Source organism: Amycolatopsis jejuensis (genome assembly GCF_000717335.1).
GTDB classification, from domain to species: domain Bacteria; phylum Actinomycetota; class Actinomycetes; order Mycobacteriales; family Pseudonocardiaceae; genus Amycolatopsis; species Amycolatopsis jejuensis.
The window spans coordinates 104,178-117,144 of sequence record NZ_JNYZ01000027.1; the positions used below are offsets into that span (position 1 = coordinate 104,178).

General features: G+C 69.6%; 10 protein-coding genes. 3 read left to right on the forward strand and 7 right to left on the reverse strand.

Features of this window, described 5'->3' with window-relative positions:
• Window positions 1-320 precede the first annotated feature (320 nt).
• On the forward strand, window positions 321-1,607 hold the full coding sequence (gene phoH2, locus OO71_RS32420) for an RNA 5'-3' helicase PhoH2 (RefSeq protein WP_156096675.1): 1,287 nt from the start codon (window positions 321-323) through the stop codon (window positions 1,605-1,607).
• Window positions 1,608-1,670: 63 nt separating this feature from the next.
• Here phoH2 and guaB1 read toward each other — a convergent pair whose 3' ends face one another.
• Entirely contained in the window at window positions 1,671-3,110 is a 1,440-nt protein-coding gene (gene guaB1, locus OO71_RS32425) for a GMP reductase (protein WP_033293765.1), read from the reverse strand.
• A 67-nt stretch (window positions 3,111-3,177) separates the two neighbouring features.
• On the opposite strand from guaB1, the gene OO71_RS32430 reads away from it, so the two are divergent.
• The gene (locus OO71_RS32430; protein ID WP_033293766.1) at window positions 3,178-3,645 is read left to right on the forward strand and encodes a DUF309 domain-containing protein; all 468 of its coding nucleotides are present in this window, start codon (window positions 3,178-3,180) and stop codon (window positions 3,643-3,645) included.
• 393 nt (window positions 3,646-4,038) lie between these two features.
• Here OO71_RS32430 and OO71_RS32435 read toward each other — a convergent pair whose 3' ends face one another.
• Both OO71_RS32435 and OO71_RS32440 read right to left on the reverse strand, forming a co-directional pair.
• Window positions 4,039-4,536, reverse strand: coding sequence for a cupin domain-containing protein (locus tag OO71_RS32435; RefSeq protein WP_033293767.1), 498 nt, complete (start codon window positions 4,534-4,536; stop codon window positions 4,039-4,041).
• A gap of 80 nt (window positions 4,537-4,616) precedes the next feature.
• A complete protein-coding gene (locus OO71_RS32440) occupies window positions 4,617-5,237 on the reverse strand; it encodes an MBL fold metallo-hydrolase (RefSeq protein ID WP_033293768.1) in 621 nt (206 codons plus the stop codon).
• Window positions 5,238-5,333: 96 nt separating this feature from the next.
• On the opposite strand from OO71_RS32440, the gene OO71_RS32445 reads away from it, so the two are divergent.
• On the forward strand, window positions 5,334-6,554 hold the full coding sequence (locus OO71_RS32445; RefSeq protein WP_033293769.1) for an NADH:flavin oxidoreductase/NADH oxidase family protein: 1,221 nt from the start codon (window positions 5,334-5,336) through the stop codon (window positions 6,552-6,554).
• Here the strand turns inward: OO71_RS32445 and OO71_RS32450 are convergent.
• From OO71_RS32450 to pdxR, 4 genes are all read right to left on the reverse strand, one after another.
• Window positions 6,514-7,161 (reverse strand): Pr6Pr family membrane protein, encoded by a 648-nt coding sequence (locus OO71_RS32450; RefSeq protein WP_033293770.1) that lies wholly within the window; start codon window positions 7,159-7,161, stop codon window positions 6,514-6,516. The genes OO71_RS32445 and OO71_RS32450 overlap by 41 nt on opposite strands.
• Before the next feature lie 989 nt (window positions 7,162-8,150).
• A complete protein-coding gene (locus OO71_RS32455; protein ID WP_033293771.1) occupies window positions 8,151-9,683 on the reverse strand; it encodes an ATP-dependent DNA ligase in 1,533 nt (510 codons plus the stop codon).
• A 68-nt stretch (window positions 9,684-9,751) separates the two neighbouring features.
• Complete coding sequence (locus OO71_RS32460; RefSeq protein WP_051792524.1) at window positions 9,752-11,434, reverse strand: PstS family phosphate ABC transporter substrate-binding protein; 1,683 nt, start codon at window positions 11,432-11,434, stop codon at window positions 9,752-9,754.
• Between the two features lie 92 nt (window positions 11,435-11,526).
• Complete coding sequence (gene pdxR, locus OO71_RS32465) at window positions 11,527-12,894, reverse strand: MocR-like pyridoxine biosynthesis transcription factor PdxR (RefSeq protein ID WP_033293772.1); 1,368 nt, start codon at window positions 12,892-12,894, stop codon at window positions 11,527-11,529.
• Between the last annotated feature and the right edge of the window lie 73 nt (window positions 12,895-12,967).

Consider the following 12,967-nt stretch of genomic DNA (forward strand, 5'->3'; position numbering starts at 1 on the left):
GCGTTCCGTGCGGGTCCTCGCGGGAGGCCCTGGTCGTGGCGTTGATCGAGGGGGCGGCTCAGCCGCCTGCGAGATGCACGAGGGGGCCGGCACCCGGCCCTCGTGGCCGTGCCTGCTGACGCAGCCAGCGTCAGGAAGTGCGGACCCAGCCAGGGAGGTGCCCGGCCCAGCGAGTGCGGGCGTGGGGTGCACACGCCCTCGAGGGAGATGCCGTCGTGACTGCGCAGCGTTCACCCCGCAAGGCCTCAGGCCGTTCTTCGACCGGTGCCTCGGCCCCGGAGAAAGCCTCGATCTCGCCCGAATCCGCCCGCTTCACCTACGTGCTCGACACGTCGGTACTGCTTTCCGACCCGTGGGCGGTCACCCGGTTCGCCGAACACGCCGTGGTACTGCCACTGGTCGTCATCAGCGAACTGGAGGCCAAGCGCCACCACCCCGAACTGGGCTGGTTCGCCAGGGAAAGCCTCCGGCTGCTGGACGACCTCCGGCTCAAGCACGGCAGGCTCGACGCCCCCATCCCGATCGGGGACCAGGGCGGCACCCTGCAGGTGGAGCTGAACCACACCGACCCGTCCGTGCTTCCGGTGGGCTTCCGCACCGACTCGAACGACCACCGCATCCTCGCGTGCGCGCTCAACCTCGCGACGGAGCGGCCGTCGGTCACGCTGGTGACGAAGGACATCCCGCTGCGGGTCAAGGCGGGTGCGGTCGGGCTCACCGCGGACGAGTACCGGGCACAGGAGGTCACGCCGTCGGGCTGGACCGGGATGGCGGACGTGGACGCGCCACAGGAGCTGATCGACGCGCTCTTCTCGGGCGGTTCGGCGGATCCGGCGGAGTTCGGCCTCGGCGAGGTGGGGGAACTGCCGTGCCACACCGGGTTGCGGCTGCTCGCGGGCAGCTCCAGCGCGCTCGGCCGGGTCACCGCGGACAAGCGGGTGCGGCTGGTGCGTGGCGACCGCGAGGCGTTCGGCCTGCACGGCCGGTCCGCCGAGCAGCGGGTGGCACTCGACCTGCTCCTCGACTCCGACGTCGGCATCGTCTCGCTCGGCGGGCGCGCCGGTACCGGCAAGTCGGCGCTGGCGCTGTGCGCGGGCCTGGAGGCGGTGATGGAACGCCGTCAGCACCGGAAGGTCGTGGTGTTCCGCCCGGTCTACGCGGTCGGCGGCCAGGACCTCGGCTACCTGCCCGGGTCCGAGACCGAGAAGATGCAGCCCTGGGCGCAGGCGGTGTTCGACACCCTCGGCGCGCTCGTGAGCCAGGACGTGCTCGACGAGGTCTTCGACCGCGGCATGCTCGAGGTGCTCCCGCTCACGCACATCCGCGGCCGCTCGCTGCATGACACGTTCGTGATCGTGGACGAGGCACAGTCTCTGGAGCGCAACGTGCTGCTCACGGTGCTGTCCCGGCTCGGCACGGCGTCGCGGGTGGTGCTCACGCACGACGTCGCCCAGCGCGACAACCTGCGCGTCGGGCGGCACGACGGCGTCTCCGCGGTGATCGAGAAGCTGAAGGGGCACCCGCTGTTCGCGCACGTGACCCTGACGAGGTCCGAGCGCTCGCCGATCGCCGCGCTGGTCACCGAAATGCTGGAGGACCACGGCTGAGCCAGCTTGTCCGTGAAGGGAACCATCACGGAATCTGATTCCGTGATGGTTCCCTTCACGGACTTACCAACCGGAAGGCAACGGGCGACCTTCGGCGAAGCCTGCCGCGGACTGCACGCCCAGCACAGCCCGCTGGTGGAACTCCTCGAGCGTGCGCGCGCCCGCGTACGTGCAGGACGAGCGGAGACCGGAGCAGATCGAGTCGAGCAGGTCTTCGACGCCGGGACGGGTCGGGTCGAGCGCCATCCGCGACGTCGAGATGCCCTCCTCGAACAGCGCCTTGCGCGCGCGGTCGAAGACGTTGTCCGTGCGCGTACGGGCGCCGACGGCCCTCTTCGACGCCATGCCGAATGACTCCTTGTACGGTCGGCCCTGCTCGTCGTAGCGCAGGTCGCCGGGCGATTCGTGGGTACCGGCGAACCACGAGCCGACCATCGCCGCCGACGCGCCCGCGGCCAGCGCCAGCGCGACGTCCCGCGGATGCCGTACGCCGCCGTCCGCCCACACGTGTTTACCCAGCTCACGGGCAGCAGTGGCGCAGTCCGCGACCGCGGAGAACTGCGGGCGGCCGACGCCGGTCATCATCCGCGTGGTGCACATGGCGCCAGGCCCGACGCCGACCTTGACGACGTCTGCACCGGCGTGGATGAGGTCGCGCGTGCCCTCGGCGGTGACCACGTTGCCGGCCACCACTGGCACCTTCGGCGACACTGACCGGACGGCCTTGAGCGCGGCGATCATCTTCTCTTGGTGCCCGTGTGCGGTGTCGACGACCAGCACGTCAACGCCTGCAGCCAGCACCGCTTCTGCCTTCGCCGCGACGTCGCCGTTCACGCCGATCGCGGCGGCCACGCGCAGCTTGCCCTGTGTATCGGTGGCCGGAACGTAGATCTCCGACCGCAGCGCGCCGACCTCGGTGAGCACGCCGGCGAGGCGACCGCGGGCGTCGAGGCCGAGCGCAAGGCGTCCACCGCTGCTGTGCAGGAGCTCGAAAACCTCGCGCGACGGCGTGTCCAGCGGCACCGCGACAGCGGCTGGTTCCGCGACGTCGGCCAGCCGCGCGAAGCGGTCGACCCCGGCGCAGGCGGCCTCATCGACGATGCCGACCGGCTTGCCGTCCCCATCGACGATGACGACCGCGCCGTGTGCTCGTTTGTGCACGAGGTTGAGGGCGTCGGCCACCGCGTCACCGCCGGTGAGCACCAGCGGCGTGTCCCAGACCGCATGCCGGGACTTCACCCAGGACACGATCTCGGTGACCGCGGCGGTGTCGACGTCCTGCGGCAGCACGACGAGACCACCGCGGCGGGCGACCGTCTCGGCCATCCGCCGCCCGGCGACGGCGGTCATGTTGGCCACCACCACGGGAATCGTCGCGCCAGTACCGTCCACAGTGGACAAGTCGACGTCGAAGCGGGATTCCACGTCCGAACGGTTCGGCAGCAGGAACACGTCGTCGTAGGTCAGGTCGTGAGCGGGCACGTGCCCATCCAGAAAGCGCACGAGTCCCCAGGCTACGTGGCTTGCGCGCGGGACGCTAACCCGGCGTGGCTCGTGGAAGAATGGCCGCGTGGAGAGCCGTGACCGCGACGACCTGGGACGCGCCCGCAACGCCCGCCCGCGCGACGGCCTTGGCCGCCCGTTGCCCTACGGCGCTGACGGAGTGCCGCGCCAGCCGGAGGGGGTACAACGCAGCCCCGCGGACACCCTGGTGGAGGCGCAGGAACTACTGGACGCCGGACGTCCGTTCCATGCGCACGAGGTGTTCGAGGACGCGTGGAAGTCCATCGACGGCCCGGAGCGCGAGTTGTGGCGTGGCTTGGCGCAACTCGCGGTCGGGCTGACGCACGCGCTGCGCGGGAACGGGACAGGCGCGGTGGCGCTGCTCGAACGCGGGGTGGAGAACATCGAGCCGTTCCGCGTGGAGCCGCCGTATGGGATCGACGTCGCCGGCCTGCAGACCTGGGCGCAAACGCTTGCGGCGGAGGCACGTGAGCGGGTGCGGGTGGAGCCGGAGATTCCCCGGCTGACCGGCTGACCTGGGTCCGGCTGGCTCGGGGTTGGCCTGACCTGGGTTCGGCTGACCTGGGTCCCGCTGGCTGGATCGGCCGACCTGGTTTTTTGGGCGGCTTGGGTTCGGCTGGCTGGGATTGGCTGACTTGGGTTTTGGCTGGCTCGGGTTCGGCTGGCCGCACTCGGCTGACCTGGGTTGGGGGCTTGGGCTCGGCTGGCCCAGCTCGGCTGTCCTGCGTTCTGGCTGGCTCGGGCTCGGCTGGCCTGGCTCGGCTGGCCTGGGTTTCTCGCTGGCTCGGGTCCAGTTGGCCCGGGTCCGGCATTCTCTGGTTCGACTGGCCCGGGAACGGCCAACTCAGGCTCGGTGGGCCTGGGTTCGGCTGGCTCGGGTTTGCTGGGCCTGGGTCCGGCTGGCCGGTCAGTGGGCGGGGAATTCGGTGGCGGGCTCGGTGGCGTAGTTCCGCATGATGCGGATGTTGTCGTCCTGAGTGAACGTCCGGCCGTCCGCCATGGCGTCGTGCATGTCCCGGAAATACTGCACGTACAGGTCCGGGGTGAAGGTGCTGATCATGACGGCCGGTTCGTCGGAAACGTTGGCGAAGGTGTGCGGGGCCCCGGGTGGGACCATGACCAGCGTGCCGGCCGACACGTCGTGCTGTTGCTCGCCGACGGTGAACCGCAGCGTTCCGGAGACGACGTAAAAGCCTTCGTCGTGCCGGGCGTGCCGGTGCTGCGGCGGTCCGGGCGAGTGCGGCGCGACAACCGACTCGGCGATCCCGAGGCGGGCTTCGGTGGTGCTGCCGTCCTCGAGGATGCGCATGCGCGTCTTGCCGAGGACTAGCACCTCGCCGTCGCCAGGGCCGACCACGGAAACGCTTGCGGGAGTGCGGCTGTCGGGTTCCGGGCGGTCGTTCATGATCCAATTCCAGCGTCGCGGCGGCCGGACCGTCCAAGACCGTTTCGGTATGCCCGATACTTTCTCGGTATCGCCGCGGGTCAGGCCGGCCAGTCTGCCGACGCCGCCTTCTCCTTGCCGATCGTCGTGGCCTCGCCGTGGCCGGTGCGGACGATCGTGGGGTCCGGGAGGGGGAAGAGGCGGTCGCGGATGGACTGCACGATGGTCGGGTAGTCCGAATACGACCGGCCGGTGGCGCCGGGGCCGCCGTGGAACAGGGTGTCGCCGGTGAAGAGGACGCCCAGCTCTGGGCTGTACAGGCAGATTGCGCCCGGGGCGTGGCCCGGGGTGTGCAGCACGGTGAGGTCGGTGCCGGCGACGGTGATGGCCTGGCCGTCGGAGAGGTCGGCGTCCGGGGCGCGGTCCGGGTGGGTGAGGTCCCAGACGACGCGGTCGGCCGGGTGCAGCAGGATCGGCGCGCCAGTGCGTTTGGCCAGGTCGGGGGCAGCATTGACGTGGTCGTTGTGCGCGTGCGTACAGACGATCGCGCGGACCGTGCGCTCGCCGACGACGTCCGCGATGGCCTCCGCATCGTGGGCGGCGTCGATCACGATCACCTCGGTGTCGTCGCCGACGATCCAGACGTTGTTGTCCACGTCCCAGCTGCCGCCGTCGAGCTCGAACACGCCCGACGTGACCAGGTTCTGCACTATCGCCGTCATGTCCGCCGACCCTAGTGGTCCCGTGGGCATACCGCCGGTATCTACTATCGAGTATCCTTACTTGAAGTAAGTTGCCACCGCGACGACGGGACCGCCATGACCGACCCCCGGGACCTGCTGGCCGAACCCCTGAAGCTGCAATGCGGCGCGGTCCTGCCGCATCGCCTGGCGAAGTCGGCGCTGAGCGAGCAGTTGGGCGATCGCCGCAACGCGCCGTCGGACGAGCTCGCCACCCTGTACCGGACCTGGGCGAACGGCGGCGCCGGCCTGCTCGTGACCGGCAACGTGATGATCGATCCGACGGCGCTCGGCGAGCCGCGCAACGTCTCGGTGCCGGATGTTCCGGACCCGTCGGTGTACCGGCGGTGGGCGCGGTCCGTCGACGGGACTGACGCGCAGCTTTGGGTCCAGCTCAACCATCCCGGGCGGCAGAGCCCGCGGTATCTGTCGCGGCGGCCAGTTGCGCCTTCGGCGGTGCCGTTCGGGGACCGCGGCGTGCGGACGGCCTTTGCGGCACCGCGGGCGCTCACCGGGGACGAAATCGAGGCGCTGGTGGCGAAGTTCGCACTGTCCGCACGGACGTTCGTCGACGCCGGGTTCGCCGGGGTCCAGCTGCACGGCGCGCACGGGTACCTGATTTCGCAGTTCCTGTCACCGCTGGTGAACCGCCGCGACGACGAGTGGGGCCGCGATCGCAGCCGGTTCCTGCTGGAGGTGGTGCGCGCAGTCCGGGCCGCGGTCGGCGATCGCGTGCCGGTTTCGGTGAAGCTCAACAGCGCGGACTTCCAGCGTGGCGGCTTCGGCGAGGACGAGTCGCTGCAGGTGGTCCGCGCACTGGGCGACGCAGGCATCGACCTGCTGGAGATTTCCGGCGGCACCTACGAACGCGCCGCGATGATGGGGTCCGGCCGGGCGAGCACGGCGAAGCGCGAGGCGTATTTCCTTGACTACGCGGCGAAAGCGCGGCAGATCAGCCCTGTCGCGCTCATGGTGACCGGTGGTTTCACCACGGCCGCCGCGATGGCCGCCGCGCTGGAATCCGGTGCCCTGGACGTGATCGGGCTCGGCCGCCCGTTCACGGTGGACCCGACGCTGCCCGGACGCCTGCTGGCGGGCGACGACGTCCGCGCGGAACGGCGGTGCCCGCACACGGGAATCCGGCTCGCGGACAGCCTGCTGGAGGTGCAGTGGCACACCCAGCAGATGCATCGCGTCGCCGCAGGCAAGCCGGTTGACCTGGGGCGCGGCGCATGGCGGGCACTCGCGCACGCCGGGCTCAACGATCCGCTGAACGCGTTCCGCCGCGTGCGCGCATGAGCAGCCGGTCGGCGACCCGCGCGCCGCTCGCGAGCGCGACGAAGAGCACGCCGATGATCAGGCAGTTGACGGTGACCTGCCCGTAGCCGAGGTCGCCGGCGTCGATGAACGGGTACGGGTACATACCGTCCAGCGCGCCGCGGACCAGCGTGAACGCGAGCCACACCAGCGGGTACACGAGCGACCACGGAACCACCCGCCAGCCGAGCACGCGCGGAGCGAAGAACAGCCAGCCGAGCACGCACAGCACCGGGCTGACGCGGTGCAGCAGGATGTCCGCGATGAGGTTCAGCCCGTGCAGGTCGAACAGCCCGGCGAGCGCAACCTGGTAGACGACGCCAGTGACCACGATCCCGACCAGCGCATCGAGCCAGAGCACCCGCATGAGCGGCGACGTTCCACGCCCCCTCGCGAACGCCGCCGTGGTGACGAGAACGAGGACGTTCGAGAGGATGGTGAAGTACGTGAACACGTTCGCCACCCGCGCAACGACACTTGCGTAGGGCCCGTGCGCCCGCACGACCGCAACGATCTGTATCACGAGCGCGACCAGCACGACGGCCGCAGTCACCCCGAACCACAGCCGGGCCAACGCTTTCGAGGGCATACCGAGGAGATTACGTCCCCGGTGCGGTTTCCCCGACCACGACACGACTGCGGGTGGACGGCGGGCGCGAGACCTGGGCGGTGGGCGGGGTGCTGTGTGCTGCTTCGCTCGCCTCCGGCCCTCAGGGTGGGTGCATGCCGACAGTGCTCTGGTCCTCAAGGTGGGTGCGTGCCGACCTGCGCTCCGGCGCAGTGGGCTGCGTTGCCGTTGGTGAGTCGTGCCGGGCCGCCGGGGGTGAGGCTGCATGCTGCGGCTGTGGAGGGGCCGCGGGTCGGGGGTGCGCCGTGGCTGTTGGGGTGCTGCTGGTCGGGGGCGTGCTGTAGGTGTTGGGGTGCCTTGGGTGGGGGGGTGCTGGGGTGCTGCGGGTGGGGGTGTGCCGCAGCTGTTGGAGTGCTGCGGGTGGGCGTGCCGTTGCTGCCGGGGTGCTGCGGGTGGGGCGTGCCGTTGCTGCCGGGGTGCGTCGGGTGGGGGCGTGCGGTAGCTGCTGGAGTGCCGCGGCTGCTGGGGTACCGCGGGTGAGGGTTTGTGCTCGGGTGCGTCGGGTATCGCACGTGGGATACGTGCCGCCACTCCTAGGGAGCGCCGAGCACTGGGGGTGTGCCGCTGCAGAGGGTGCGTCGGGCGCCGCGGGTGGGTGCTGCCACTGCTGGCGAGCGCCGGACGTGAGTGAGGTGCACGCCGTCGCTGCTGGAGTGCATCGGGTGAAGTGCCCCCGGCTTCCGGCGCGCGCCAGAAGCGGTGCGCGCTCGGGTCGGTGCGTCGGGCGAGTTGAGCACATGCCAACGCTGCTCCGATAACCCAGGTGCTCCAGCCGGCATGCAAGCCCACCCTCCCGCATGAGCGCCCTGCTCCGATGCTTCGGGAGGACACCCAACCTGCAGCTCCGGCACTGCGAGGGCGTGCAGCCCACCCGACCCGATGCGGTCGGACAGCCCGCAGCACGCGACTCCAGCACTCGCGGAGCAAACCCAGCCCGCCACCCCCACTCATTACGACGCCTCCTCGGGACGACTTCCACGCAGCAGCCCGCGCACCGTGTCGATCGTGTCGGCTTCACCGGGGTCCTTGTCCGGCCGATACCGGACCACGCGGGCGAACCGCAGCGCCAGCCCTCCCGGGTAGCGGGTGCTCACCTGCGCGCCGTCCAGTTCGATCTCGACCACCATTTCCGGTCGCACGTGGACAGTCCACCGGTCGCGGTCCGTCTCGATCTCCTGGAACCGCTCGGTCTGCCAGGCCAGCAGCTCGTCGGTGAGACCCTTGAACGTCTTGCCCACCATGATCGGTGGCCCGCCGTCGGGATCGCGGGCGCCGAGGTGGAGATTGGACAGCTTGCCGGTGCGCCGTCCGTGTCCCCATTCCGCCGCCAGCACCACGAGGTCGATGGTGTGTACCGGTTTCACCTTCAGCCACGCCCGCCCGCGCCGCCCTGCCGCGTAGATCGACTCGAGGTCCTTCACCATCACCCCCTCGTGCCCGGCCGCCATCGCCGCGTCGAGCACCGCGCCCGGCGACGAAGGCTGTATCTCTCCCGGGATCACGTGCTCGCCCGCGACCCGCCGGAGTGCTTCGTTCCGTTGCGACAGTGGCACGTCGAGCAGGTCGACGCCGTCAAGGTGCAAACAGTCGAAGAAGTACGGCCGCAGCAGCAACGCCCGTACCTGTTCCTCCCGCGTGCTGCCGAAACGGCTCATCGTCTCTTGGAACGGCCGTGGCCGCCCGTCGTCGGTGAGCGCGAGCGTTTCCCCGTCGAGTACCACGGATTCGCACGGCAGCGCCCGTACGAGTTCCACCAATTCGCCTACGCTGCCGGTGATTTCCCGTAGGGTTCGGGTATATACCTGCACCTCCGCACCTTGCCGATGCACCTGTATCCGCGCACCGTCCATTTTGTACTCGACGATGGCATTCCCATGCTCCGCCGCGGCTTCCTCGAGTGACTCTGCCGGTGACGCCAGCATCGGCCGCACCGGACGGCCCAGCTCCAGCCGGAATTCCGCGAGCGCCGCCGCGCCACCGGTCATCGCCGCCTGCCCGGTGACCGGAAGCCGCCCGGACAGCATGAACGCGCGCCGGACCTGCTCGACCTCCACCTCGGCCGCCGCCGCGACCGCGTCGACCATTACTCCCTCCAGCGCGCCCTGCCGCAGCTCCCCGGTGACCAGCCGGATCACGAACTCCTGCTCGGCCTCGGTCAACCGGGCGAACAACGCGCTGAGCACATCCGCCCGCCGTTTCACCGAACCCGCGCCCGCAGCGGCCGCGACCTCGGTGAGCGCAGCGTCGACCTCGGCCACCGCGACTGCAGGTTCAGGGGCCGGACGGACGGCAAGATCGGCGAGCGTGCGCCAGCCCGCACCCAGCCGATCCTGCGCGGTCTGCCCGGTGAGGTACGCGATCACAGCGTGCAGCTCGCCGGATTCGGCCGCGCGCAGGACTGTGGCCAGGACGGCGATTTTCGCCTTCCGGGATCGAGTGGCCGCCAGTTCGGCGGATGCGGTGACGAGGTCGGTGAGCAACACCCGGTCATCATGACCCCCACCACCGACAAAAACTGCGGAGCCGGCCTCGACCGGGTGAAAGAAACTGATCAGGCATCCGGTCGGGTGCAGTACCGGTCCATCAGCCCCTGTTTTGTCACACATGGCGTGTACCCTGCGTCCTGCAATTCCGCCCGGGCCGTGCTGCTGCGCAGGTAGTCCAGGAACTGCTTCAGCAGCGAGTCGTTCTCCGGCACGCCCTTCGTGTACAGGTATTCCACCGTCCAGAAGCGATAGCCCGCGTCTATGCTGGTCACGTCGGGGTAGCGGCCGTCGAGCTGGGCCAGCGTCACGCGGCCGCCGCGTGCAGAGGAAACCTTGGCCGCGGGTACGTCCGCGTACCCGATCGCGCCCGGAGTGTCACCGACCGCCTGCAGCAACTCGGCTGTCGTCCCGCGTTCGCAGCGCACCACCGCTGCGTTCGGGTCCCGGACCGGCGTGCGGCAGTCGTCGGACGACAGCCCCGGTTCGGCCGCGCTCAGCACCTTCTGCTCAAAGGTCTTGCGCGTACCCGATTCCTGCCCGCGTCCGACCACCCGGATCGGCAGTGACGGGCCTTCCCGCAGCTGGGACCAGTCGCGGTAACGCCCGCTGAAGATCCCGCGTACCTGCTCCGTGGTCAGGCGGTCAACGCCGGCGGAACTGTTGACCACCAACGTGTACACGAGCGTAGCGACCGGTTGCGCGACCAGCTCAGGCCCGGCCTCGGCGGCTTTGCCGTCGGACAACACGGCGAGACTGTCCTTCGCGTCCGGCGCCAGCTGGCCAAGTTCTCGTACGGCGGAAACGCTTCCCGCGGCCTGAGTGGTGATTTCCGCGCCGGAGCACAGTCCGTGGTACTCCTTCGCGATGCTGTCGATGATCGGCACGAACGCACTGGATCCGTGCACGGCAAGGGAACCCGTGCCACAACCGGGTTCCGAAGCGCGCGACGCGGCGACGATGAGCATGCTGATCAGCGCTCCGGTCAACAGTACGCCGATTGCGACCGTGACCACTGGCCAGGACAGCCAGCGCTGTTTGCGTTCATCCTTGATCCGCCCACCACTCAGCCGCCCGGTGACGTCCAGTTCCTTCGACAGCGAACCGCCTTGCCAGCCATCCGGCTCGCGCAACACCACCACAAGCTTGAACTTTTCCCGCCGTTTCAGTGAAAGCTGACCGAGCCGGACCCCGTGCCACTGCGGGGTCTGCACGGGTGGGGCGTCGGGTTGGCGCAGGAAATCGGACAGCCGTTGCGGCAGCAACGCTCGCACGCCGGACAGCCGCGCAGTGCCGGGTTCGGGCGTCGGCTGGTCGTGGGTGAAGAATTCGAGCCCGTTACGAACTACGTCGCGCAGGCCGTCGCGAGCTTCGGATACCCGCGCATCCCACACGACTCGGTTGCCGAAAGTGAACTGCAGCGGGTGTTCCCAGTCAGCGGGACCGATGTCGAAGCTGCCGGTGTTGCGGATGCGGATCACGACGACGCTGAGCGGTTCCAGCAGCTGCGCTGTCCGGACGAGTTCCGGATCCGCTTGCGTGGCACCGTTTCCCGGTTCGCTGAGGGTGATCGGGCTGAGTCCGATCTTCGAGTTGTACAGTTCCCGGTAGATGATGCGCCTGCGCCGAATGACGTAACGGTCGATGATCGGGGCCAGGATCGTCGCGCCCGCGATCACGGCGATCGGCACGATGCCGCGGCCGGACGTGAGCACCTCGGCGAGCGCCCGCATCATTTCCCCGAAGCTCACGGTCGTCCTTCCCCCTGCCCGCGTCCGAGAAAATCAATTTTAGGCGTCCGCGGCGGGACCCCTCCCGGATGCACCAGGAGTTCACCGGCGGTTCAACAGGCCGACGCGATCCGCTCGACCGCGGCGCGGAGCCGGTCCGGCGGCAGCGCGGCGTAGCCGAGCACGAGACCCGGATACCGCGGTGCCGCATGGGAATATGTCGACAACGCCGGGGCGTACACGCTTGCGGCAGCGAGGTTTTCCTGCAGCTGCAGGTCATCCGTGCCGTCGGGCAGCCGGACGACCAGGTGCAGCCCGGCCGCGATCCCCACCGGTTGCCACTGGGGCAACCGCTCCGCGAGTGCCTCGATGAGCGCATCCCGGCGCGCTCGGTACAGCCGGCGCGTGCGGCGCAGGTGCCGGTCGTAACCGCCGGTGGCGATCAGGTGGGCGAGCGCGGCCTGCGGAAGCGGTGGACAGCCGAGGTCGTGCATTTCTTTAACCCTGGCCACGGCTTCGCGTAGCCGTGGCGGCGGGATCAGCCATCCGATGCGCAACGCGGGCGCGAGAACTTTGCTGACGCTGCCGATGTACGCGACATGATCCGGGGCCAGTGCGCGCATCGCGCCGAGGGCGGGGCGGTCGTAGCGATGTTCTGCATCGTAGTCGTCTTCCACGATGAGGCCACCGGTTTCTACCGCCCAGGACAGCAGCATCCGGCGGCGTTCGGGGTGGAGTGCGACGCCTAAGGGGAACTGGTGCGCGGCTGTCACCAGTACGATTGAACAGTCCGAAGTGGACAGTTTCTCGACGTCGATTCCCTTGTCGTCGACCGGGATTCCGGCCGGCGCCAGTCCGTGGTCGCGGAGAAGGGCGGCTTGGCCGTGGTGGCTGGGGTCCTCGACAGCGATCGTTTGTTCGGGTAACGTGTCTGCCATCAATGAAAGAGCTTCCGCAGCACCGCTGGTGACCACGATGTCGTCCGGGCTTGTCGGCAACGCTCGCACCCTTCCGAGATAGGCGGCCAGTTCCGCCCGCAGGGCCGGATGTCCGGTGGGGTCGGGGTAGCCGAGTCCGAGGTCGGGCGTCGCGTTGAGGGATTCCCGTTCGGCCGCAAGCCATTCGGCTCGCGGGAATGCCGACAGCGCGGGCAGTCCGGGACGCAGGTCGAACTCCCACGTCGGCGATTTCGCCGTGCTGATACGACGATCCGGCGCCGGATCGTCGATCGGCGCGACGCGGGTGCCGGAGCCGTGCTTGCTCAGCAGGTAGCCCTCGGCGGTCAGCTGCTCGTACAGCGCGGTCACCGTTCCGCGGGCGAGCCCGAGCTGGCGGGCGAGGTCGCGGCTGGACGGCAGCCGGGTGCCCACGGTCAGCCGTCCCGTGCGGATCGCGTCGCGCAACGCGGCCTCCACGGCACGGCCCCGGCGGCCACCGGTGGTGGCGGGAAGCAGCAGTTCCCTGATGGTTTCGACGTCCACGGAGGTGAGCGTATGACAAAGTGGTCCAATCAGACCAGGATCGAGTGGTCCTTCTGAATGGACCACTCGGCAG